Source organism: Rhodococcus sp. T7 (genome assembly GCF_009872365.1).
Lineage (GTDB): Bacteria > Actinomycetota > Actinomycetes > Mycobacteriales > Mycobacteriaceae > Rhodococcus_F.
Genome location: NZ_WXYH01000387.1, coordinates 1 through 23,008 on the forward strand (window position 1 = coordinate 1; position 23,008 = coordinate 23,008).

Genomic DNA, 23,008 nt, shown 5'->3' on the forward strand with positions numbered 1-23,008 from the left:
CCATCGTCGGGAGACCTCGACGTCTATCTGCGGACCGACGCGCCCGGCCGACCTACACCCTCATCTGGGAAGAGCCGGAAAACCGGCCGTAGTCGGCCAGTCCGTCGATGATGTGCTGGTGGTCGGTGACTACCCAGAACCCGTCGTGGGCGGTCGACCAGGCGATCGGCGCCTCGGCGCGCATATCCGCCAGCGTCTCGAACGGACGCAACGCGAACTCCGCCGAGTGGTGTGAGAAGTCGGTGACGATCGGGTCGGACATCGCGGCTCCCGGAGGTAGTGGTCAGGGCTGGTCGGTGACGCTGATGGCCAGACGCGGACAGCCGTCGACCGCGCGCTCGACGAGCGCGCGGTGGTCCTCGGAGACCTCGCCGTCGGGTCGGAGGGCGTCGGCGAGCACCCGGGCCTGGTCGTTCTCGTCGAGATCGAAGGTCAGCGGAGCGAGCGCCTCGCACACGGCGTTCCCCTCGCACAGCTCGCGGTCGATGCTGATTCGCATGCTCACGCCCCCTTGGGCAGATCGGCGGGCACGGACAGGTAGAAGTAGCCCTGACCCATGTGGTGGGAGAGCACCGAGTTCTCCAGGTCGATCCGGTAGCCGGGCAGAAGGTCGAAGACGGCCTCCACCTCCACCCGCAGGATGAGCCTGGCCAGGTGCAGGCCGAGGCAGCGGTGCACGCCCCAGCCGAACGCGACGCTCTTCGCGCGGTTGCGGTCGAGGTCGACTGTCTCCGGGTCGGAGAAAGCGGCCGGGTCGTGGTTGGCCGCCATGTTCACGAAGAGGGTCCAGTCGCCCTCGCGCATTCGGGCGCCGCCGAATTCGGTGTCAGCGGTGACCTTGCGTGCGTGTGCGGTGGCGGGGGAGTAGATCCGGATGATCTCCTCGATCGCGTTCGGGATCAGGTCGCGGTCCTGTTGCAGTCGGATCTTGTCGTCGGGGCGGCGCTCCAGGTGGGTCATCAGCGCGGTGAAGGCGCCGCTGGTCGTGTGGAAGCCGGCGAGCAGAAGCAGAACGACGCAGTCGCACAGTTCCTCGTCGGTGAGCGGCTGCCCATCCGCGATCGACTGGGTGGCGAGCACCGTCATGAGGTCGTCGCGCGGCGTGGCCCGGCGGTCGTTGGCCTCGGCGAGGATCTGCTCGCGGATCCAGCGGTTGCCTGCGGCGTTCTGCTCGATGGCGTCGGGATCGGTGCTGGCCTGGTTGCGCAGCGCCTGGGTCATCACGTCGAGCAGCTCCAGCCGCCGTTCGGTGTTCCAGCCGAGGATGCCCAGCGTGACGGCGCCGGGTGAGACGTTGGCGAGGTCCGCGACGAAATCCCAGCTTCCGCGCTCGGCAAGGCCGGACACGATGCCGCGCACCATCTCCTCGATCTGCGGGGTGCGGGCGGTGATGTTGGCTTTGCTGTACCAGTCGTTGAGCACCTTGCGGTACACGCTGTGCACAGGTGGGTCCATCGCGACCGGGATGTGACGGGTGCCGAAGGGGTTGGCGGGGATCGCGGGCCCGGACGACGAGGAGAACGTCGCGTAGTCGGCGAGCCCGTCGACGACGTGCTCGTGATCGGTGACCACCCAGAATCCCCCGTGTGCGGTCGACCAGGCGATCGGAGCCTCGTTGCGCAACTCCTCGAGTACCTGGAACGGGCGTTCGGCAAAGTCTGGTGAGTGGTGATCGAAGTCGGTCAGGACGGCGTCGGTGGGGGCGGGCATCGGTCTCCTCAGGCACTCCGGGTCACGTCATTACAATGCTTCAACATAACTGTGACATCAGTAGAAATTCTTGTCAACGGCGAAGATGGACTAATTCCTCGCCATCTCAGTTGTGTTGAGTTATCGTGTACTAATTGTGTCCGACGTACTTGCCGATGAGCGCGTCGCGAGTGCCACCCACCCGAATACGGAGAGCTCAAGCACATGACGTTCGTGATCTCGCAGGGATGCTGTAACGACGGGTCGTGCATCGCCGTCTGCCCCGTCCAGTGCATCCGCCCCCGTCCCGGCGACCCCGACTTCACCACCACCGAGCAGCTGTACATCGACCCGGCCACCTGCATCGACTGCGGCGCCTGCATGGACGAGTGCCCGGTCGAGGCGGTGCACTCCGACTGGGACCTGCCCGAAGAGCTGTCGGACTACATGGCTATCAACGCCGAGTACTTCTCGACCAACCCCCTCGTCGGGGTCGGCGCGCCGACCTTCACCCGCCGAGTGCTGCCGCAGGACAAGGCAGCGCTGAGCGTCGCCATCGTCGGCACCGGGCCCGCGGCGTGTTACGCGGCCGCCGCGCTCAGCGACATCAAGGGCGTCTCGGTCACGATGCTCGAGCGGCTGCCCACGCCATTCGGGCTGGTGCGTGCCGGTGTCGCACCGGACCATGCCAAGACGAAGAAGATCGTCGACCGGTTCGCCGGTGTGCTGTCCCGGCCCAACGTGACCTGCTACTTCAACGTGGAGGTCGGCAAAGACATCGCGGTCGAGGAGCTGCTCGAGTACCACCATGCCGTGCTCTGGGCCGGCGGTGCGAGGGACGACCGCAAGCTCGGCATTCCCGGCGAGGACCTTCCCGGGGTGCACGCCGCCCGGACGTTCGTCGCTTGGTACAACGGCCACCCCGACCACTCGACCGAGAGCTTCGACCTCAGCGGCGAGCGGGTCGTGGTGATCGGCAACGGCAACGTCGCCCTCGACGTCGCGCGGACGCTGCTGCGTCCGGCCGACGACTTCCACGCCACCGAGATGGCCCAGCACGCCATCGCCGCACTCGCCGGGAGCAGCATCAGCGAGGTGGTCGTAGCCGCCAGGCGCGGCGCCGAGCACGGAGCGTTCTCCCAGGGTGAGCTGCTGGCGTTGGAGAAGCTCGAAGGGATTGCCGTCGTCGCCGAGCGCGACGAGGTGGCGGACCACGGTAGTGGGCGCAAGCACGAGGTGTTGCTGCGCGCCGTGGACCGTGACGGTGCCGAAGGGCCGGCGATCCGGTTCCGGTTCGGTCTCGAGCCGATCTCGGTCGAAGGCTCGGACGGGGTCGAGGCGATCACCTTCCGTCGTCCCGACGGGACAACCGAGCGGGTCGAGACCTCGCTGGTGCTGCGCGCCATCGGCTACCGCGGCACCGCGGTCGCAGGCCTGCCGTTCGACGAGACGACCGCGACCCTGCCGAACGATGCAGGCCGCGTCGTCGACCCCGAACGCGACGAGGCGGTACCGGGCCTGTACTGCTCCGGCTGGATCAAGCGCGGGCCGCGCGGGATCATCGGCAGCAACAAGCAGGACGCCGAGGAGACCGTCGACAGCGTCCTCCACGATCTCGCCGCCGGTCGGCTCTCGGATCCGTGCCGCACGCCCGACGAGCTGGAGAAGTTGCTCGCGGACCGGGTCGAGGACCTGCTCGACAAGGCAGCCTGGGGGCGGATCGACCTGGAGGAGAAGCGCCGGGGACGGGAAAGTGCGCGGCCGCGGCAGAAGCTGGTGACCATCCCCGAGCTGCTCGCGGCATCCCGGGCGCAGGCATGACCGCAGGGCCGGCAGGGGCCACTCGAGCGGTCGAGGTGGTCGAGGTCGGGGGCGTCGGAATCGCCTACCGACGTCTCGGGTCGCCCGAGGCCGACACCCTGCTCCTCGTCCATGGCGGGGCCGCACACTCCGGCTGGTGGACCGAGGTTGCTCCCGTGCTGGCCCGCGAGCACCACGTCGTGGTGGCCGACCTGAGCGGGCACGGCGACAGCGGGCACCGGCCTGCCTACCGCGCCGAGCTCTGGGCCGAGGAGATGGCTGCCGTGTTGCGCGCCGCTGGAGCAGGCGCGGGCGGCGGAGCCGGCCCCTCGGCGGTGGTGGGCCACAGCATGGGAGGTCTGGTCGCTGCCGCGACAGCCGCCCGGTTCCCCGAACTCGTCGGCAGGCTGGTCCTGGTCGACACGCGGTTGCCCCTGCGGGAGCTTCCGCCGCCGACCACGCCGGCACGGGTCTTCGCCTCCGCGCAGGAGGCGCTCGACCGGTTCCGGCTGCTGCCCGAGCGGACGAACGCCGACCCGCAGCTGCTGCAGGAGATCGCCCGCTCCGGGCTCGTCGAGACCGGCCCGGGGTGGCGGTGGAAGTTCGACCCGGCTGCGCGTCGCCGGCTGAGCAACGACGGCGTACGTGCGGACCTGTCGTCGGTGCTCTGCCCGGTCGGTTACCTGTACGGCGCGCAGACCGACATGGGTGGCCCGGAATCGGTGTCCTGCCTGGAGAAGTGGCTGGGGCACGCGGTACCGGTCGAGGTGGTACCCGATGCGTTCCACCATGTCCCGCTCGACCAGCCGACACGCTGTGCGGAGGCGATCTCGCGCATGCTCACCGGGCTGGTCGACCGATGAGCGGGTGGCGGGCGGTCGCGGACCTGATCGCGCGGTGGCTGGCGCCGCCGTATCCGCCGCTGATCGCCGGGGAGCGCTACATCTGCGACCTGAGCGGGGTCGGAAAGCGCCTTGCGGATCTCCGGTTCCTGCGGCTCGACGAGTGGGTAGAGGCGTGCGGCGAGGGCGTGCTGCACCAGGGCGGCTCGGCTGTGTTCGTCGGTGCGCGGGGCGACCGTGTCGAGATCTCCCGGGCGAACGTGTTGTGGCGGCACGACGAGCATCCGCGGATCGTGGCGGCCACGGGCAGTCTCGCGGTGCCGCTGGTCCCGCCCCGACGCCTGCCGACGCCGGTCTGGCGTGTCGGCTCGACGCGTATCGACGTGCCCGGGATGGTCGAGCTGGGTCGCTTGATCGACGGAGGGCAGTGAGCGGTGGGGGGCGAGATCACGCCGTTCGAGGTCCACGTCGAGGACGGCGTGCTCGACGACCTTCGGCAGCGGCTGGCACTGACCCGATGGCCCGACCAGATCCCGGGCTCGGGATGGGAGCGCGGAGCCGACAGCGACTACCTGCGCGCCCTGGTCGACTACTGGCGCGACGACTTCGACTGGCGCGCGGCCGAGCGCGTGCAGAATACGTGGCCGCAGTTCCTCACCACGCTCGACGGGGCACGCGTCCATTTCTTCCACGTGCGCTCGCCGCATCCCGGGGCGAGGCCGCTGTTGCTGACGCACGGGTGGCCGAGCACGCCGCTGGAGTTCCTCGAGGTGATCGGTCCGCTGACGGATCCGACGGCGTACGGCGGACGAGCCGAGGACGCCTGCCACGTGGTCGCGCCGTCGCTGCCCGGGTTCGGCTGGAGCTTGCCGACGACGGAGAGTGGCTGGCATCCGGGCCGCATCGCGCGCGCCTGGCTCGAGCTGATGGCGCGCCTGGGATACGAGCGGTTCGCGGCCCACGGGACCGACTGGGGATCGGTGGTCTCCACCGAGATGGCCCGGGAGGCGCCCGAGCGACTGGCCGGCCTCCACCTCACCCTTCTCATGAGCGGACTGCGCCCTCGCAACGGCGTGCTCACGCCGGAGGAGGAGCACCAGCAGCAGGCGAACGAGGCACTGCGCGCGACCGAACTCGGCTACGTGATGCTCCAGTCGACCAAGCCCCAGACGCTCTCGTACGCGCTCGCGGATTCGCCCGTCGGTCAGGCGGCGTGGATCGTGGAGAAGCTGCGCACGTGGACCGACTGCGCGGGGGACCTGGAATCGGTCCTGACCAGGGACGAGATCCTCGCCAGCGTGACGACCTTCTGGGCGACCGGGACCGGTGGCTCGTCGGGACGGCTCTACCACGAGGCACGTCTGGCCGCACTCGGATCCACCCCGCGGCAGGGCCGGATCGGGGTGCCCACCGCGGTCGCCCTGTTCCCGCGGGAGCTGTATCCGACGTCTCGGCGGATCGCCTCGGAGCACTACAACATCGTGCGCTGGACGCCGATGGCACGAGGCGGCCACTTCGGTGCGTGGGAGCAGCCGGAGCTTCTGGTCGCCGACCTGCGTGCCTTCCTCGCCGGACTCTAGGGCGCGGGGGAGTGTTCACAAGTGGAGATACCCGAGGAGAAGTCATGAAATCCGTAGTCCGATGAGCCCGCACCGCAACGCCACCCGCACCGGTGTGAGGCGATACCCGCGACGACCCAGGAAACCGACGGAGTCGCAGATCATGGTCGATTTCGCTTCGATGTGGCAGCCGTGGGGAGGGGCGCCCCACGACGACATCCTCGTCCGCTTCGGCCTGCCCGAGCACGCGTTCTACAAGCGGCTGGCCAACATCCTCATCCGTGGTCGTGCTCGGCTCACGCCGTACCGAGCGAGGGCGCTCGGCGAACTGTGCGAACAGAAGCTCTCGATCTCCGCCCACCCGTGAGGACTTATCAACCGCCGGCGGTTGATAAGTACTCACGGGTGCGAAGCACACAGGAAACTCCCAGCCTCCGTCCAGAGTGATCGCAGCGTCCGGGCCGAATCTTGGACGCATGACGACGAATTCCCTCTCCCGAGCACCGGGCGCCATGGGACGACTCGAGACTTCCGGAACCTCCGAGACCGCGCCCGTGCTCGACGTTGTCGTGCCGGTCTACAACGAGGAAGCCGGACTCGAGCGTTGCGTGCGCCGGCTGCGGCGGCACCTCGACGAGAACGTTCCCTACACCGCCCGCATCACCATCGCCGACAATGCCAGCGTCGACGCCACCCTCGCCGTGGCCCACGGCCTTGCCGCCGAGATCGACGGCGTCCGCGTCGTGCACCTCGACGAGAAGGGACGCGGCCGCGCCCTGCGCGCGGTGTGGAGTGCGTCCGACGCCGAGGTGGTGGCGTACATGGACGTCGACCTGTCGACGGACCTCAACGCCCTGATGCCGCTGATCGCCCCGCTGCTGTCGGGGCATTCGGACCTCGCCATCGGGTCGCGGCTCGCCCGCTCCTCGCGGGTGGTCCGGGGCCCGAAGCGCGAGTTCATCTCCCGCAGCTACAACCTCATCCTCCGCAGCGCGCTGCATGCACGGTTCTCCGACGCGCAGTGCGGGTTCAAGGCGATGCGGGCGGATGTCGCGCAGCGCCTGCTGCCGCTGGTCGAGGACACCGGTTGGTTCTTCGACACGGAGTTGCTGGTGCTCGCGGAACGCGCGGGTCTGCGCATCCACGAGGTCCCCGTCGACTGGGTGGACGATCCGGACAGTCGCGTCGACATCGTCGCGACCGCGGTCGCCGACCTCAAGGGTGTGTGGCGGGTGGGCCGGGCGCTGTCCACCGGATCGCTGCCGATCGGCAGCCTGCGGGACAGCTTCGGGCGCGAGCCGCTGGTGCCCGGGGTGCCCCGCGGCATGGTCGGGCAGCTGGCCCGGTTCGCGGTGATCGGGGTCGCCTCGACCGTCGCGTATGCGCTGCTCTATCTGGTTCTGCATCCGGTCCTGGGCGCGCAGTGGGCCAACGCCGTCGCACTGCTCGTTACCGCTGTGCTCAACACGGCCGCGAACCGCGCGTTCACGTTCGGGGTCCGCGGCTCCGAAGGCGCCGCCCGGCATCAATTGCAGGGTCTCCTCGTGTTCGCGTTCGGACTGTTCCTCACCAGCGGTTCCCTGTTCGTCCTGCACTCGGCGGCCCCGGACGCGTCCAAGCACGTCGAACTCGCCGTCCTCGTCCTCGCCAATCTCGTTGCCACCATCAGCCGTTTCATAGCCCTTCGCTGGGTGTTCCGGAACGCTCGCCCCGAAGGAGTTCACGCATGACGACGACCCTCGAACAACCGAAGGTCGAAACCCCCGAACCTCCTCCCGCCCGGCGGAGGTGGGAGCCCTGGGCGCTCGTCGCACTGCTCGTCGGGACGGCGGTCGCGTACATCTGGGGGCTCGGCGCCTCCGGCTGGGCCAACTCGTTCTACGCCGCCGCGGTCCAGGCGGGTTCGGAGTCGTGGAAGGCGTTCTTCTTCGGATCCTCGGACGCCGCCAACTCCATCACCGTCGACAAGCCGCCGATGTCGCTGTGGCTGATGTCGCTGTCGGTCCGGATCTTCGGCCTCAGCTCCTGGGCGATGCTGGTGCCGCAGGCCCTGCTCGGTGTCGGTTCCGTCGCCCTGCTGTACGCCGCGGTGAAGCGGTGGTTCGGTGCCGCGGCCGGTCTGCTCGCCGGTCTCGTGCTCGCGCTGACGCCGATCGCGGCGCTGATGTTCCGGTTCAACAACCCCGACGCACTGCTGGTGCTGCTGATGATCGCGTCCGTGTGGGCGCTGCTGCGCGCCGTGGAGGACGGACGCACCCGGTGGTTGGTGCTGACCGGCGTGTTCGTCGGGTTGGGCTTCCTGACCAAGCAGCTTCAGGTGATGCTCGTCGTCCCGCCGCTCGCGCTGACCTACCTCTTCGCGGGACCGCCGAAGTTCGGCAAACGCCTCGCCCAGTGCTTCGCCGCACTCGGCGCGATGATCGTCTCCGCGGGCTGGTGGTTGCTGACCGTCGAACTGTGGCCGGCGTCGTCACGGCCCTGGATCGGCGGTTCGCAGAACAACTCGATCCTCGAACTCACGCTCGGCTACAACGGTCTCGGCCGGTTGAACGGTGAGGAGACCGGCAGCGTCATGCCCGGTGGTGGTCGCGGGGACGCCGCGGCGGCGATGGGCGGCGCCGGCGAGGCCATGATCGGCGGCGCCGTGCCCGGCGGCGGGATGCCCGGCGGCGGGATGCCCGGCGGCGGTCCCGGTGGCGGCGGCGGAATGTGGGGCAGCACCGGCATCACGCGCTTGTTCGCGTCGGCTCAGGGCGGTCAGATCGCCTGGCTGATCCCGGCGGCGCTGATCCTGCTGGTCGCCGGTCTCGCGCTGCGTGGCAGGGCGGCACGCACCGACACGCAACGTGCGTCGTTCGTCGTGTGGGGACTGTGGCTGCTCGTCACCGGATTGACGTTCAGCTTCATGGCCGGAATCTTCCACGCGTACTACACCGTCGCGCTCGCACCGGCCGTGGCCGCGCTGGTGGCGATCGGTTCGGTGACGCTGTGGCGTCGACGGGACAGCCTGTGGGTGCGGGCGGTTCTCGCCGTGACACTCCTGGCCACCGCGGCCATGTCCTGGGTTCTGCTCGGGCGCAGCGCGTCGTTCGTGCCGTGGCTGAAGTGGGCCGTGGTCGTCGCCGGTGTTCTCGCCGCCGTGGCCGTGCTGATCCCGGCGCTGACCAGGGGCCGGATCGCGGCCGTCGTCACGCTGGCCGCACTGTTCACCGGGCTCGCCGGACCGACGGCGTACGCCGTCGACACGATCGCGACGCCGCACACCGGTTCGATTGTCTCGGCCGGACCCAATGTCGAGGGCGGACGCGGGGGCTTCGGCGGAATGGGTGGCCCCGGCGGCATGGACGGTGCCGGACGCATGGGCGGACGCACCGACGGCACAGCCGCGCCCACGATGCCGGGCGGTGCTGCCCCCGGCGCGGCAGGAGCGGCTGCTCCTGGGACCGCGGCCGGTGCGACGGCCGGTGCCGGCGACGGCATGGGAGCCATGGGCGGCGCTGCCGGGGGACTGCTCTCGGGCAGCAACCCCGGCGAGGAACTGGTGTCGCTGCTGGAGCAGGATGCCGGCAACTACACCTGGGTGGCGGCGGCCATCGGATCCAACAGTGCGTCCGGGTACCAGCTGGCCACCGAGGACCCGGTCATGCCGATCGGCGGATTCAACGGCAGCGATCCGTCACCGACGCTCGAGCAGTTCCAGCAGTACGTGGCGGACGGCAAGATCCACTACTTCGTCGCCGGCGGCCGAGGCGGCGGAATGGGTGGCGACGGCACCGCGTCGGAGATCTCCACCTGGGTGCAGGCGAACTTCACCGCCGTCACCGTGGACGGCGTGACCCTGTACGACCTCACGTCCTGATCGACACCGGCAGTGCGCACTTGCCGACCGTTCGCGGTCGGCAAGTGTGTCAGTGGGCGAACGAGATTTCGGGGGTGCGGCAGATGAGCAACCTCCGCACGAGGCCGGACTCGTCGAGCTGCGCCGAGGTGTTGAACGACGCCTCGAATTCACCGCCCCGGGTGGTGCGTCCCAGCGCCAGTTCGACGTCACCCACCCGGGAGCCCGCGAGGATCTCGTGTACCAGCACGCTCTTCTCGCGTTGCTGCAGGTACCCGACGAGGCCTGCGCGATCGCCGACGAACTCGGCCGCCTTCCCGCCGCCGGTGGAGAATTGAATCGACATCCGGAAGTCGTCGGTGATCATCGTCAGGACGCGGTCGGGATCGTCCGAGTCCATGATCGCGAACCATGCGACCAGCACGGGCGTCGGTGACGTCCTCGAGTCCAGGTCAGTCGCGCTTGTCATGTGCCAACTCCCTTGTGAGAATGCTGAATTCGGTGTCGAAGGACACTTCGTATGCGTCGATGGTGCCGTCGGCGTCGAGGTGCATGGCGGCGAGGAAGTAGCCGGTCGTCTTCGTCTCGTTCTCGACGACGGAGCCGTAGGCGAACTGGACGTCGCCGGCGCTGCTCGTCCGCAGCAGCACGTGCCGTCGATCGACCGGGGGGCGTCCCCGGAGGTAGCTGAGCATGTCGGCGCGGCTGTGGCCGCGGCGGACGGTACCGGGAAGAACTATGGCGAACTCGATCGATTCGTCGAGCAGGGCAACCGCGTCTTCGATCCGGCCGCTGTCGAGGATCGCGTAGTACTGCTCGATCACGAGTGCATCGGTCATGAAATGAACTTAGTTCAACATGGGCGGGTCTGTCGAGAGTCCTTGCCGTCTCGACTTCTGCGAAACTAAACTGAACTCACGTCAATTTAGGAGAGTTCAATGCAGTCCTCCCATTCCAGCCCCTGGCCCGAGACCGAACCCCCGGCGATGACCCCCGTCGCCGAGCACGAAGACATCCGCGACGTCATCCGCCGGCTACTCGACCGCCATTCGACGATCGAGAGCAGTCGACTCGCCGCCCGGTCGGAGTCCGGCTATTCCCCCGAGTTGTGGTCGCTGCTCGTCGAGGAGATGAACGTCGCGGCCCTCTCCGTGCCGGAGGATCGCGGCGGCCTCGGATACGGCATGGTCGAACTCGGCATCGTCCTCGAAGAGTGCGGGCGCGCGCTGGTCTGCGAACCGGTGCTCACGTCCGCCACGCTGGGAGTACATGCCCTGCTCTCGGCCGAAAGGTCGCCCCGGGTCGACGAACTGCTCGACCGAGTCGTCCGGGGCGAACTCGTCGCGACGGTGACAGCGCTGAGCGCGCAGACCGATTTCGTCGACGCCACACGCGTCGGCGACCGATGGTCGCTGTCCGGTCGCGTGACGAATGTCGTGCAGGGCGGCGCCGCCGATGTCGTCGTGCTGCTCGCGCACGCCGACGACGGACCCGGCCTCTACGCGGTCGATCTGCGGACCGCGCCGGTGCGGCGAACGGAACTTCCGGTGGTCGACCCCAGTCGACGGCAGGCCAATCTGCTCTTCGACGACGCGGACGCGGTGCGTCTCGTCGGACCCGGTGACGCACCGCGCGTAGTCGAATCGTTGCAGAGCCTCGGAGTGATCGGGCTGGCTTGCGAGCACGTCGGGCTGATCGACCGATTGCTGGACAGTACAAGGGAATACACCATGCAGCGCCGCCAGTTCGGGCGGTCGATCGGATCCTTTCAGGCTGTCAAGCATCGACTGGCGAACACGCTCGTGGAGCTCGAGAAGGCGCGATCGGCGGCGCGGTACGCGGCCGCGGTGTTTGCGGAAGACCCGGGCGCCGCGGCGCTTCCGGCCGCCGTCGCGGGTGCGGTCTGCACCGAGGCCGTGATCGCCACCGCGATGGAGGCCGTGCAATTGCACGGGGGCGTCGGCTTCACCTGGGAACATGCGGCGCACTCCTATGTTCGCCGCGCACTCGGAGACGAACCGCTGCTGGGGGATTCGCGGGCTCACCGCGGCCGCGTCGCGGATCTCGTCGGACTCTGAAATCGGGCCGGCTGCGGCCGGCCGAATCAAAAGCTCTTCGTCCCCGCTATTGACGGAGCGCCTCCCACCCCGTAGAACTGAAGTGAATCCAGTTCAGTTTCATTCCTCGAAAGGACCCCGACATGGTGGACACCGACCACATCGTGCTCGAGAAGGACGGCGACATCGCCCGCGTGTGGCTCAACCGCCCGCACAAGAAGAACGCGGTCACCGTCGAGTTGCTGCACCGCCTCGACGAGATCATCGTCGAGGTCGACAGCGACCCCGAACTCAAGGTGCTGGTCCTGCGTGGACGTGACGGCACGTTCTGCTCGGGATTCGACCTCGACGAACTGCGGGAGAAGTACGTCGGCTCCACCACCGCGATGGATGTCGCGGTGCTGTCGGCCCGGGTGTGCGACCGCCTGTACTCGATGAACACCCCGTCCGTCGCCGTCCTCGAAGGCTTCGTCACCGCAGGCGGTTTCGAGCTGATGATCTCCTGCGACTTCGCGATCGCCGCCGAGGACGCCCGGATCGGCGACTTCCACATCCGCCGCGCACTGTTCGGTGGCGCGGGCCCGATCTACCGGCTGCCGCGCATGATCGGCGTTCGCAAGACGAAGGAACTCATGCTCACCGGCAAGCTCCTCACCGGCAAGGAGGCGGAGGCCTTCGACCTGATCAACGCGTCGGCGCCGGCCGACGACCTGGACAAGCTTCTCGCCGAGTTCATCGCACCGATCGTCGACAAGAGCCCGTTCATGATGAAGCTCACCAAGATGTGCATCGACCGCGGTCTCGACGCGGACATCCAGTCGCTCATGGTGATGGAGCACCTCGCCGTCGGCAACGCGCTGCAGTCGGAGGACGCACGCGAAGGCGTGAACGCGTTCCTCGAAAAGCGTGAGCCGAAGTGGGTCGGTCGCTGATCCGACCCCGAAAACGAATCCCGAGGAGAGAATGACGATGGGCGAGACACCCACCGCGCCGGCGCTCGAAGCGAGCCGCTGCACCCACTGTTCGACCGTCGCGTTCCCGGCCGCCACCGTGTGCTCGAGGTGCGCCGGGCCGGCGATGTCGCCGTTGACCTTGAGTGCACGCGGAACGGTCTGGGCATACACGGTCCAGCGGTTCGCCCCGAAATCGCCGCCGTATGTTCCGCCGCCGGACGGGTTCTCACCGTTCGCGGTCGGCTACGTCGAACTCCCCGAGGGAATCAGGGTCGAAGGCGTGCTCGACTGCCACGACTTCGACGAGTTGGACGACGGGGCGCCGGTGACCTTGGTCGCCACGGCACCGGTGCCCCGGTTCGCCACCGACGCTTATCTGAAGGAGACCCGCTGATGTCCACCGTGTCGATCATCGGGGCCGGACTGTCGAAATTCGGGCGTCAACCGGACAAGACCGGCCGGGGGCTCGCCCTGGACGCGATCGCGTCCGCCCTGGCCGACGCCGGCATCGCGTGGACCGACGTTCAGGTCGCGTTCGGTGGCAGCGACGGCTCCGGGCTCGCCGACACCCTGGTGTCCGAACTCGGACTCACCGGCATCCCGTTCACCAACGTCAAGAACGGTTGCGCGACAGGGGGCAGCGCTCTGGTGTCGGCCGTCAACGCCATTCGTGCGGGCGCCGCCGACATCGCGCTCGCGGTCGGCTTCGACAAGCACCCGCGCGGTGCGTTCGACCCGGCACCACAGGACTGGGGTCTGCCCGTCGGGTACGGCGAGGCGGGTCTCATGGTCACCACCCAGTTCTTCGGCATCAAGATCGCGCGGTACATGCGCGAACACGGAATCAGCGCCCCCACACTGGCCGCCGTCGCGGAGAAGGCGTATCGCAACGGTTCCCTGAACCCGAATGCCTGGCGGCGAGAACCGATGTCCGCCGAGGAGATCGCCGCCGCGGACATGGTCAACGACCCCCTCACCCGGTACATGTTCTGCTCGCCCGGCGAGGGCGGTGCGGCCGTCGTCGTGGCGAGCGAGGCCGCCGTCCGGCGACTCGGCGGAAGGCCGGTGCACCTGCGCGGCATTGCGGCAGGCACCCGCCGGTTCGGCTCGTTCGAGGTGTTCGGTCCGTCGATACAGGGCGCGGGTACCCCGTCGAGCGTGAGCACCTCCACCGCCGCCGCCGCATTCGAGCAGGCCGGACTCGGACCTTCCGACGTGGATGTCGCGCAACTCCAGGACACCGAAAGCGGCGCCGAGATCATGCACCTGGCCGAATGCGGATTCTGCGAGCACGGCGAGCAGGAAAAGTTGATCGCCGCGGGCGAGACGGAGATCGGCGGACGGATCCCGGTCAACACCGACGGCGGCTGCATCGCGAACGGCGAGCCGATCGGCGCGTCCGGCCTCCGGCAGATACACGAGATCGTCACGCAATTGCGCGGGGAGGCCGGTGCCCGGCAGGTGCCCGGAAGCCCGCGGATCGGATTCACCCACGTCTACGGTGCGCCCGGGATCAGCGCCTGCACCGTCCTGTCAGTCTGAGGAAGAGCGATGAATCAAGCAACGATGCCCGGCCTGGACCAGTTCGTGGACGACGCACGCGCGTGGCTGCGCACGGTCGCCGAACCGCGCACCCAGATCAAATGGGGAGTGGGACCCGACTCTGTCGCCGTCTTCGAGAACTGGACCGCGGCGCAGGAACGCGAAGAGACCGACCACATCCGTGCGTACGAGCAGACGAAGTTCGATGCCGGCTGGGGTTCGATGAACTGGCCGGTCGAATTCGGTGGACGCGGCCTGCCGATGTCCTACGTGCTCGCCTTCCGGCGGGAGGAGAACGCATTCGACGTGCCCCGCCGAACCGAAATGTTCTCGGTCACTCAGCAACTGGTCGCACCGGCCATCGCCCAGTGGGGAACGCCCGAACAGTGTGAGCGGTACGTGCGGGCGATGCTCCGCACCGACATCATCGCCTGCCAGCTGTTCTCGGAAACCGAAGCCGGATCCGACCTGGCGGCGGTCCGGACGAGAGCGGTCGAGCGCGACGGCCGGTGGACGATCACCGGGCACAAGGTCTGGACGTCCGGCGCCCGCGTCGCCGATGTCGGGGTCGCGGTGTGCCGCACCGACCCCGAGGCGCCCAAACACAAGGGCCTCACCGTCTTTCTGGTCCCGATGGACGCTCCCGGCGTCACCGTCCGGCCGATCCGCCAGATGACCGGGGGCAGTTCCTTCAACGAGGTGTATCTCGACGGCGTCGAACTGTCGGACGACTACCGGCTGGGGCCGGTGGGGCAGGGCTGGCCGGTCGCATTGACGGTGCTGGCGGCCGAGCGCCTCGATGCCGGGAATCTGGGGCTGGCCAACGCGGATCAGGCCGTCGAACTCGCCCGCCACCTGGGCCGCGAATTGTCCGAGATCGAGCGCGACAAGGTCGCGGATCTGGTGACGCGAAGCTATGTCCAGCGCGTCACGGGAATGCGGGTGGCCGCCGCGGTGGTCGCCGACAAGGATCCCGGTCCGGAGGCGTCGGTGGGCAAGTTGCTCGCCACCGACACCATGGCGCGCACCTCGGAAGTCGTCCGGATGCTGCTGGGGCGCGACCTGATCGCCGACTCGGGCGAGTGGGGCACGTTCGCGTGGACCGAGCACGTCCTCGGCGCACCCGGATACCGCATCGCAGGCGGCACCGACGAGATCCAGCGCAACATCCTCGCCGAGCGCGTGCTCGGCCTGCCGAGGGAGCCCCGACCGTGAGTGCAACGATCACCCTCGACGACCGTGTGGCGCGTCGCCTGCGCGAGCAGAACCCCGGCCTGGACGTCGGCCCGCTCGAGCCGCTACTCGGCGGGCACTCCGGTCTGACCTACAAGGTCCGGACCGGTGAGGGCGACCTCGTCGTCAAGGCCGTGCCCGAGGGGCAGCGCCCCATCGGGCGGCACGATATGGTGCGCCAGGCGCGGATCATGGAAACACTCGGAGCCACAACGGTTCCCGTGCCCCGCATCGTCACCGTCGACGAGAACGGTCCGGCGTGGTTCGCGATGGAGTGCGTCGCAGGCGAATCCCTCGAGCCGGTGCTCGACACGCCGGCGGTCGAACCGGCCGTCGCTGCCGCGCGGATGCGCCGGGCTGCCGAGGTGCTCCCACTACTGCACGCGGTGCCCCTCGACACGATCCCGGCCGCCGGAGAACCGTTGTCGCCCGGCGCCGAACTGGCGCGGTGGCAACGCACCCTGGACGCCGTTCCCCCCGAACTCGTGAGCGGGGGCGAGGAGTTGCTGCGTCTGCTCGCCGCCGACGTCCCGGACGGGATCGCGCCCACGTTGGTGCACGGCGATTACCGGCTCGGCAACATCCTCGCGCGAGGCACGGAGCCGGCGGCGTTGATCGACTGGGAGATCTGGAGCCTGGGCGATCCGCGGGTCGAGTTGGGGTGGTTCCTCGTCTTCGCCGACGGTGCGAACTTCCCCGGCGTGGGGCGCGCGGTGCCGAATCTGCCGAGCGCAGACGAGCTGATCGACCTCTACACCGGGGACGCGCCTGCACTGCCGGACATGAACTGGTTCAACGCACTCGGCCGTCTGAAGATGGCGGCGATCATGGGCCACAACCTGCGCAGGCACCGGGAGGGCCGCCACCACGATCCCGATCAGGAACGGCTGCCCGACACCATCGCGCAGCTCATTCGCAGCGGCACCGCACTACTTGCCTGACCACTCTTTCGCGCACGGCTCGAGGCGCTGACAGGAACTGAAAGGACGACACGTGGACTTCGGATACTCCGCACGCACCGAGCGACTGCTCGAGCAACTGCGGACCTTCATGGAAGAGCACGTCTATCCGGCCGAGGCCGTGTACGACGAGCAGATCAGGTCGAACGACAACCCGCACGAACAGCCGAAGGTCATGCTGGACCTGCAGGCGAAGGCACGGGAACTCGGACTGTGGAACCTTTTCATGACGCACGGCGAATGGGGCGCCGGGCTCACCAACCTCGAATACGCACCGCTTGCCGAGATGGTCGGACGGTCGGTGATCGGCAACGAAGCGATCAACTGCTCGGCACCCGACACCGGCAACATGGAAATCCTCGCCATGTACGGCACCCCGCAGCAGCAGTCACGCTGGCTCGCGCCGCTCCTGGACTGCACGATCCGGTCGGCGTTCGCGATGACGGAACCGGAGGTGGCGAGTTCGGACGCCACCAACATCACCTCGACCATCCGCCGGGACGGCGACGAGTACGTCCTGAACGGCCGGAAGTGGTACACCTCGGGCATTCTCGATCCCGACTGCAAACTCGTCATCTTCATGGGCAAGTCCGACCCCGACGCCCCGACGTACCGGCAGCAGAGCATGATCCTGGTGCCCGCGGATGCTCCCGGCATCGAGGTGCTCCGCGACCTGCCGATGTTCGGCTACCGGGACCGGCTCGGCCACGGCGAGGTCCAGTTCACGGATGTGCGGGTGCCGGCCGACCACATGCTCGGCGCCGAGGGCGACGGGTTCGCGATCGCGCAGGGCCGGCTCGGGCCGGGACGCATGCACTACGCGATGCGGGCGATCGGCATGGCCGAACGCGCCCTCGAGCTGATGTGCCGACGGGTCCTGCAGCGCACGGCGTTCGGCGGGCCTCTCGCCGATCGCGGAGTGGTGCGTGAGTGGATTGCGCGGAGCCGGATGGAGATCGACCAGATCCGGCTGCTGGTACTCCAGTCGTCGTGGCTGATGGACACCCGCGGCAACGCCGCGGCCCGCTCGGAAGTCGCCGCGATCAAGGTGGCCGCGATGGAGGTTGCGCATCGCGTGGTCGACCACGCCGTCCAGGCGCACGGCGCCGCGGGGGTGAGTGACGACACGATCCTGGCCCGGCTGTACGCGATCACCCGGGCACTGCAGATCGCCGACGGCCCGAATGAAGTCCATCTGCGCACGATCGCGCGCCTCGAACTGAAGAAGTACGCATGAACACGACAGAGGAGTTGAAAGGCAAGGTCGCACTCGTCACGGGGGCGACCCGCGGGCTCGGATACGCCATCGCCGGCGGGCTCGCCGCCGCAGGAGCCACCGTGATCGTGTCGAGCCGCAAGGAGGAGTCGTGCGTCTCCGCGGCCCGTGCGATCGTCCGGGACACCGGTGGAATCGCCGAACCGCTCGCACTGCACGTCGGGAAGTGGGACGCGATCGAAACCGCGGTCGACCAGATCGTCTCCCGATTCGGGAAGCTGGACGTGGTCGTGAACAACGCCGGCATCGCACCCCTGTCACCGACCCTGGAGTCGGTGTCCGAGTCGCTGTTCGACAAGACGATCGAAGTCAACCTCAAGGGACCGTTCCGGCTGATGGCGGTGGCCGGCGCCAGGATGAGCGCGGCCGGAGGCGGTTCGATCATCAACATCTCGAGCATCGGCGCGGTGCGGCCCAGCCCGCCCGAGGCGATGTATGCGGCGTCGAAGAACGGCCTCAACGCGCTGACGATGGCGTTCGCGCAGGAATACGCACCCCGGGTGCGGGTGAACTGCATCATGCCGGGTGGATTCGCGACCGACATGGCGGCCGACTGGGACGACGAGTTCGTCGGCAAGATCGTCGACCGGCTGCCCGCCGGACGGCTGGGGCACCCGGATGAAATCGCCGGCCTCGTCGTGCATCTGGCCGGGGACCGCGCCGGCTACACCACGGGCGCCGTGATCCCGGTAGACGGCGGACGCACCGCCGTCTACTGACGCGCGTGCCACGAACAGGAGTAGGAGCCAACCACATGCAGGTACCCGAGCTGTTCCAGCTGAGCGGTCGCGTCGCCGTCGTCACGGGTGCGTCGTCCGGACTGGGGATGGGATTCGCGCGGACGCTGGCGACGGCGGGCGCCACGGTCTACGCGGCTGCCCGGCGGGTCGATCGGCTCGAGGCACTCGCGGCGGAGGTCGACACCGTGGTCCCGGTCGAATGCGACATCACCGTCGACGCCGACCGCCGCCGCCTCGTCGACCGCGCCCGCGAGGAAACCGGCCATGTCGACGTCCTGGTCAACAACGCCGGCAAGCCCGGACCTCCGAACGCGGAGGACGAAACCGCCGACGGATTCGCGTCGATCCTCGACGTCAACCTCGCGGCGGGGTTCCATCTGGCCACGTATGTCACGTCGACCGTTCCGGAGGGCGCGGGGATCTCGATCATCAACATCTCCTCGGTGATCGGTCTGGTGTCCACCGCTCCCATCGGCGGTGCGAGCTACGCGGCGTCGAAGGCGGGCATTCTCGGTCTGACCCGCGAGTTGGCGGGGCAGTGGGGCAGACGGGGCGCCCGTGTCAACGCCGTCGTGCCCGGGTGGTTCGATACCGAGATGACGGACGGACTGTTCGGCAACCAGCGCTCGGCCGACTGGGTGCGCCGCAACACGATGCTCGGCCGCGGTGGCCGGGCGGGCGAGGTGGACGGCGCCGTGCTGTTCCTCGCTTCGGATGCATCTTCGTACGTCACCGGGCAAACGCTCGTCGTCGACGGCGGCTGGGCAGCCAGGTAGGCGACGGGACCATGACCATCGAGACGATGCGAGCAGTGCGCCTGACCGGCTGGGGTGAACCCGTGCAGGTCCTGCGCGTCGAAGTCCCCGCAGCGCGGGGCGCCGAACTGCTGATCGAAGTCCGGGCCGCCGGGCTGTGCCGATCCGACCTGCACGTCATGGACGCACCCGCGGGCGCGTTCGACTACCCGCTCCCGCTCACACTCGGGCACGAGGTGGCCGGAACCGTGGTCGGCGCGGGCCCCGAGGCCGACAGGTCGTGGATCGGTGAGTCCGTGGTGGTCCACGGTGTGTGGTCCTGCGGGGAGTGCCGCAACTGCAGGCGGGGCCGGGAGAACTACTGTCACGAACTGCGTCCGCGGGCGGACGGCCGGCTAGCGGCGATCGGCAACGGTCTCGGGCACGACGGCGGTCTCGCCGAGGCCATGATCGTTCCCTCGGAGCGGTTCGTGGTGCGCACCCGGGGGCTTGCCCCCGAGAGTGCCGCCCCGCTCGCCGATGCGGCCCTGACCGCCTACCACGCGATCCGCACGAACCGGGACCTCGTCGACGCCCACTCGGTCGCCGTCGTGGTCGGTGTCGGGGGGCTGGGCCATCTCGCCGTCCAGATCCTTCGCGCTCTCGGCGCCGGCACGATCATCGCGGTCGATCCACGCGAGGACTCGCGCGAACTCGCCCTCCGATTGGGGGCCGACCGGACGGTGTGCGCGGTGGCCGATGCCGGCACAGGGCACAGCACCGCCGACGTGGTCTTCGACTTCGTGGGATCCCCGGCCACGATGGAACCGGCCGCCCGGTTGCTCGGCCCCGGTGGCCGCCTGGTCACCGTGGGCAGCGGCGGCGGCCGGCTCACGGTCGGCAAGGACCTCGGACTGCCCAGCGGCTGGCAGGTCAGCGCCCCGTTCTGGGGAACACGCGCCGACCTCGAAGCGGTGGTCGACCTCGCCCAACGGGGGATGCTGAGCGTCGAATCGACCGCGTACCGATTGGACGACGCCGTCGACGTGTACGACCGGCTGCGCCGCGGAACGATCCGCGGGCGCGCCGTCCTCGTGCCGTGACCTGCGAGGCCTGCGCGATACCGCGCACGATGACCGAGAATGACAGTGTTCGCTGAACAGGAGGATTGCGGGATGTGGGAGTTGGCTCGCGAATTCGTTGCTCGCGCAAAGAGCTCGCCCGATGAGATCGCGGTCGTCGACGCCTCGGGCGAGTACACCGCCGCGCGCATCGCCGCGGCGGCGACCGAACTTGCCGCTCTGCTGGGCACCGCTCGCGGGGGTTCGCCCACCGTGCTCGTCCAAGCGGACAACAGCTGGCGGACGCTGACCGCGGCGCTCGCGGTCGGTCTGCGCGGCGGTGTCGTCGCAGTGTTCAGCAGGCACGCCACCCCGTCGGAGTTCGCCGTCGCCCTGCACGACATCGCGCCCGACGTGGTGATCGCCGACCCCGGGTCCCTTGCGCACTGGGGTGCCTCCGACGACCACTTCACCGAAGAGGCGACCGCGCTGGACGGCTGGTCGATGCGCTGGTCCCGGACACCGGTCAGCGACGTCGCCCGGTGGAACGGCGGGATCGCGATCGCGATGACGTCCGGGTCGACCGGACACCCCAAGTGCGTCGTGCAGTCGGAATCCGCGATCCGGTACGCCTGCCGCTGCACGATCGACGCGGTCGGCCTCGAACCCGGAGACCCGGTCGCCGCGTTCGTTCCGCTGTCGTCGGTGGCCGCATTCTGCTTCGGGCTCTACCTCCCGACGATGCTGGCCGCGCCGATGGTCTGCATGGACGGCTGGAAGCCTGCGGCCGCCCTCGAGGTGGTCAGGAAGCACCAGGTTGCCTGGACGATGCTCGTCCCGACCATGGCGCTTCAGCTGGCCGTCGCACCCGACGCGGCGGGCGCGCTGACCTCGCTGCGGGCGATGACCGTCGGCGGCGGCCCGATGGACGCCGGTGCGCTCGGTCGCGCCGAGCAGATTCTCGGGACGATGTTCCTGCGCGTGTTCGGGATGTCCGAGTGCCTCGGCCACACCACCCCGCTGCCGTCGGACGCGCCGGACGTGCGCCTGGGACGGGACGGCAGGCCGTTCCCCGGCACGGTTGTCCGAGCCGTCGACGAGCACGGCGCGCCGCTCCCCCCGGGGCGGGTGGGCGACGCGCAGGTCAACGGGCCCTCCCTCTTCGTCGGCTATGCCCGAGCCGGGGTTCCCGCGCCGCCCGAACTCACCGCGGACGGATTCCTGCCCACCGGCGACCTCGTCGAGATCGCGGACGACGGAACCATCCGGGTCATGGGGCGGCAGAAGCAGATCATCATCCGCGGGGGTCGCAACATCGACATCAACGAGGTCGAAGCCGCCATCGCTCGCATCCCGACCGTGTCCCAGGTGTGCGTGGTACCGGTGCCGGACGAACTGCTCGGTGAACGCGCCGCAGCCCTCGTCGTGAGCACGGGTGCAGCGATTACCCTCGGTGAGGTGGTTGCGTACCTCGGTGACATCGACTTCCCCAAGTTCAAGTGGCCGGAGTTCGTGTTCACGATCGACGACCTGCCGCAGAACCGGGTCGGGAAACTGTCTCGACCGGATGCGGTGGACCTCGCAACACGCCTTCTCGCCGGTACCGAGACCACCTGACCTCCACCCGACCTGACCTCAGTTCAGGTAGTCTTACCGGTACCGACCCGACGACGAATGGATGGGGATCCCGTGTCCGTAGAAGCCATGACGCTCCGCGATGGTCCGCGTTCCAAGCGCGGGCTCATCCTCACGGCCGCAATCGAACGCTTCGGGGAAGTCGGCTTCGAGCACACGAAGTGGGCGTCGATCGCCGACGAGGTCGGTATCGGCCAGACCGCGCTCTACCACTACTTCGAATCCAAGGCGCACTGCCTGCTGACGATCATGCGTCTCGAACTGGCGCAGTCGCTCGAGCGATTCACGACCGCGATCGAGGGCATCGACGACCCGGTCGAGGCGTTGAGCGCCGCCATCACCAGCGCCCTGGAAGCGACCCCCCGCGACGCCCTGCAGCGCCGGATCCTTCAGAGCCACATGGATCTGCTGGCCACGCCCCGCCAGTCCGAGAAGGAAGAAGCCGAGCGCCAGACGTCACGGGCGCTGGTGAATTCGATCGAAGAAGCGTGGTCTCTCCTCATCGCGAAGGGGATGGGCGCCGGGGCCTTCGCCGACGCCGATGCGCGTTTGATGGCCCGACTCGTCCTCGGGCTCGTCGTCAGCGTGTGGCGCTGGTACCGGCCCGACGGCGACATGACACTCGACCAGCTCAACCGCCACGTTCGCGACGCCACTCTGCGTATCGTCCGCGCATAACCCGCGGCGGTCGTGGAGTGGCTCTTGCACACCCTCAATAATTGAACCTAATTCATGTCAGTAATGGAGAGATGATGTACAACTTGATCGTCCTGGCCTCCCGTCCGCACGACTGGAGCCACGAGCAGTTCATCCAGTGGTGGCGCGGTGAGCACGCCGACGTGACCTATCCGCTCCCCGGCCTCCGTCGCTGGCAGCACACCGAAGTGCTGGACGCGATCGACGACAGGTCCCGGGAATGGGACGGCGTGTCGATCCTGAGCTTCGACTCCCGCGAGGACCTCGATGCCGCACTCGCCAGCCCGGAATGGCAAGCCGCAGTGGACAACGTCGGCAAGATGCGCGGAAAGCGCATCCTCGTCATGGGCGAGGAGAAGACGATGGTCGAAGTGGACAGCGCGAAATCATGAGC

25 protein-coding genes are annotated in these 23,008 nt (G+C 68.7%); 20 read left to right on the forward strand and 5 right to left on the reverse strand.

Annotated elements, in window-relative coordinates; all coding sequences use genetic code 11:
• Window positions 1–52: 52 nt before the first annotated feature.
• From MLGJGCBP_RS43085 to MLGJGCBP_RS43095, 3 genes are read right to left on the reverse strand one after another with little or no spacing between them, the layout of a single operon-like run.
• Window positions 53–262 (reverse strand): hypothetical protein, encoded by a 210-nt coding sequence (locus MLGJGCBP_RS43085; protein ID WP_160103701.1) that lies wholly within the window; start codon window positions 260–262, stop codon window positions 53–55.
• Between the two features lie 21 nt (window positions 263–283).
• Complete coding sequence (locus tag MLGJGCBP_RS43090) at window positions 284–499, reverse strand: ferredoxin (RefSeq protein ID WP_087557781.1); 216 nt, start codon at window positions 497–499, stop codon at window positions 284–286.
• A gap of 2 nt (window positions 500–501) precedes the next feature.
• The gene (locus MLGJGCBP_RS43095; RefSeq protein WP_160103703.1) at window positions 502–1,710 is read right to left on the reverse strand and encodes a cytochrome P450; all 1,209 of its coding nucleotides are present in this window, start codon (window positions 1,708–1,710) and stop codon (window positions 502–504) included.
• A gap of 204 nt (window positions 1,711–1,914) precedes the next feature.
• Between MLGJGCBP_RS43095 and MLGJGCBP_RS43100 the strand changes: the two genes are divergently transcribed.
• The 7 genes from MLGJGCBP_RS43100 (at window position 1,915) to MLGJGCBP_RS43130 (ending at window position 9,749) form a co-directional block, all read left to right on the forward strand.
• On the forward strand, window positions 1,915–3,510 hold the full coding sequence (locus MLGJGCBP_RS43100; protein WP_160103705.1) for an FAD-dependent oxidoreductase: 1,596 nt from the start codon (window positions 1,915–1,917) through the stop codon (window positions 3,508–3,510).
• Window positions 3,507–4,352 carry an alpha/beta fold hydrolase gene (locus MLGJGCBP_RS43105; protein WP_160103707.1) on the forward strand — a complete coding sequence of 282 codons (846 nt, stop codon included), beginning with the start codon at window positions 3,507–3,509 and terminating at the stop codon, window positions 4,350–4,352. The genes MLGJGCBP_RS43100 and MLGJGCBP_RS43105 overlap by 4 nt, the downstream gene beginning before the upstream one ends.
• On the forward strand, window positions 4,349–4,762 hold the full coding sequence (locus MLGJGCBP_RS43110) for a hypothetical protein (RefSeq protein WP_087557777.1): 414 nt from the start codon (window positions 4,349–4,351) through the stop codon (window positions 4,760–4,762). The genes MLGJGCBP_RS43105 and MLGJGCBP_RS43110 overlap by 4 nt, the downstream gene beginning before the upstream one ends.
• A gap of 3 nt (window positions 4,763–4,765) precedes the next feature.
• Window positions 4,766–5,911: an epoxide hydrolase family protein gene (locus MLGJGCBP_RS43115; RefSeq protein ID WP_160103709.1), complete on the forward strand. Its 1,146-nt coding sequence runs from the start codon at window positions 4,766–4,768 to the stop codon at window positions 5,909–5,911.
• Window positions 5,912–6,053: 142 nt separating this feature from the next.
• Complete coding sequence (locus MLGJGCBP_RS43120) at window positions 6,054–6,257, forward strand: hypothetical protein (RefSeq protein ID WP_160103711.1); 204 nt, start codon at window positions 6,054–6,056, stop codon at window positions 6,255–6,257.
• Between the two features lie 109 nt (window positions 6,258–6,366).
• A complete protein-coding gene (locus MLGJGCBP_RS43125) occupies window positions 6,367–7,620 on the forward strand; it encodes a bifunctional glycosyltransferase family 2/GtrA family protein (RefSeq protein ID WP_160103713.1) in 1,254 nt (417 codons plus the stop codon).
• A complete protein-coding gene (locus MLGJGCBP_RS43130) occupies window positions 7,617–9,749 on the forward strand; it encodes an ArnT family glycosyltransferase (RefSeq protein WP_160103715.1) in 2,133 nt (710 codons plus the stop codon). Before MLGJGCBP_RS43125 ends, MLGJGCBP_RS43130 begins: the two co-directional genes overlap by 4 nt.
• A 49-nt stretch (window positions 9,750–9,798) precedes the next feature.
• Here MLGJGCBP_RS43130 and MLGJGCBP_RS43135 read toward each other — a convergent pair whose 3' ends face one another.
• Window positions 9,799–10,197, reverse strand: coding sequence for a hypothetical protein (locus MLGJGCBP_RS43135; protein WP_160103717.1), 399 nt, complete (start codon window positions 10,195–10,197; stop codon window positions 9,799–9,801).
• The gene (locus MLGJGCBP_RS43140; protein ID WP_087557771.1) at window positions 10,181–10,567 is read right to left on the reverse strand and encodes a hypothetical protein; all 387 of its coding nucleotides are present in this window, start codon (window positions 10,565–10,567) and stop codon (window positions 10,181–10,183) included. Before MLGJGCBP_RS43140 ends, MLGJGCBP_RS43135 begins: the two co-directional genes overlap by 17 nt.
• A gap of 99 nt (window positions 10,568–10,666) precedes the next feature.
• On the opposite strand from MLGJGCBP_RS43140, the gene MLGJGCBP_RS43145 reads away from it, so the two are divergent.
• The 13 genes from MLGJGCBP_RS43145 to MLGJGCBP_RS43205 all read left to right on the forward strand — a co-directional run bounded on the left by MLGJGCBP_RS43145 (window position 10,667) and on the right by MLGJGCBP_RS43205 (window position 23,006).
• Entirely contained in the window at window positions 10,667–11,806 is a 1,140-nt protein-coding gene (locus MLGJGCBP_RS43145) for an acyl-CoA dehydrogenase family protein (RefSeq protein ID WP_201453357.1), read from the forward strand.
• Between the two features lie 122 nt (window positions 11,807–11,928).
• A complete protein-coding gene (locus tag MLGJGCBP_RS43150; RefSeq protein ID WP_087557770.1) occupies window positions 11,929–12,717 on the forward strand; it encodes an enoyl-CoA hydratase/isomerase family protein in 789 nt (262 codons plus the stop codon).
• A gap of 37 nt (window positions 12,718–12,754) precedes the next feature.
• Complete coding sequence (locus tag MLGJGCBP_RS43155; protein WP_087557854.1) at window positions 12,755–13,132, forward strand: Zn-ribbon domain-containing OB-fold protein; 378 nt, start codon at window positions 12,755–12,757, stop codon at window positions 13,130–13,132.
• Complete coding sequence (locus MLGJGCBP_RS43160; RefSeq protein ID WP_087557769.1) at window positions 13,132–14,280, forward strand: thiolase family protein; 1,149 nt, start codon at window positions 13,132–13,134, stop codon at window positions 14,278–14,280. Before MLGJGCBP_RS43155 ends, MLGJGCBP_RS43160 begins: the two co-directional genes overlap by 1 nt.
• 9 nt (window positions 14,281–14,289) lie before the next feature.
• Window positions 14,290–15,495 (forward strand): acyl-CoA dehydrogenase family protein, encoded by a 1,206-nt coding sequence (locus MLGJGCBP_RS43165; protein ID WP_236581694.1) that lies wholly within the window; start codon window positions 14,290–14,292, stop codon window positions 15,493–15,495.
• Window positions 15,492–16,454: a phosphotransferase family protein gene (locus MLGJGCBP_RS43170; protein WP_160103719.1), complete on the forward strand. Its 963-nt coding sequence runs from the start codon at window positions 15,492–15,494 to the stop codon at window positions 16,452–16,454. Before MLGJGCBP_RS43165 ends, MLGJGCBP_RS43170 begins: the two co-directional genes overlap by 4 nt.
• A 52-nt stretch (window positions 16,455–16,506) precedes the next feature.
• Complete coding sequence (locus MLGJGCBP_RS43175) at window positions 16,507–17,709, forward strand: acyl-CoA dehydrogenase family protein (protein ID WP_160103721.1); 1,203 nt, start codon at window positions 16,507–16,509, stop codon at window positions 17,707–17,709.
• On the forward strand, window positions 17,706–18,467 hold the full coding sequence (locus MLGJGCBP_RS43180) for an SDR family NAD(P)-dependent oxidoreductase (RefSeq protein ID WP_160103723.1): 762 nt from the start codon (window positions 17,706–17,708) through the stop codon (window positions 18,465–18,467). The genes MLGJGCBP_RS43175 and MLGJGCBP_RS43180 overlap by 4 nt, the downstream gene beginning before the upstream one ends.
• A 35-nt stretch (window positions 18,468–18,502) precedes the next feature.
• Window positions 18,503–19,264: an SDR family NAD(P)-dependent oxidoreductase gene (locus tag MLGJGCBP_RS43185; protein WP_160103725.1), complete on the forward strand. Its 762-nt coding sequence runs from the start codon at window positions 18,503–18,505 to the stop codon at window positions 19,262–19,264.
• Between the two features lie 11 nt (window positions 19,265–19,275).
• On the forward strand, window positions 19,276–20,325 hold the full coding sequence (locus MLGJGCBP_RS43190) for an NAD(P)-dependent alcohol dehydrogenase (RefSeq protein ID WP_160103727.1): 1,050 nt from the start codon (window positions 19,276–19,278) through the stop codon (window positions 20,323–20,325).
• Between the two features lie 72 nt (window positions 20,326–20,397).
• The gene (locus tag MLGJGCBP_RS43195; protein ID WP_160103729.1) at window positions 20,398–21,900 is read left to right on the forward strand and encodes a class I adenylate-forming enzyme family protein; all 1,503 of its coding nucleotides are present in this window, start codon (window positions 20,398–20,400) and stop codon (window positions 21,898–21,900) included.
• 87 nt (window positions 21,901–21,987) lie between these two features.
• Window positions 21,988–22,596: a TetR/AcrR family transcriptional regulator gene (locus tag MLGJGCBP_RS43200; protein ID WP_083395629.1), complete on the forward strand. Its 609-nt coding sequence runs from the start codon at window positions 21,988–21,990 to the stop codon at window positions 22,594–22,596.
• A 74-nt stretch (window positions 22,597–22,670) separates the two neighbouring features.
• On the forward strand, window positions 22,671–23,006 hold the full coding sequence (locus MLGJGCBP_RS43205; protein WP_201453358.1) for an EthD family reductase: 336 nt from the start codon (window positions 22,671–22,673) through the stop codon (window positions 23,004–23,006).
• Window positions 23,007–23,008: the final 2 nt, after the last annotated feature.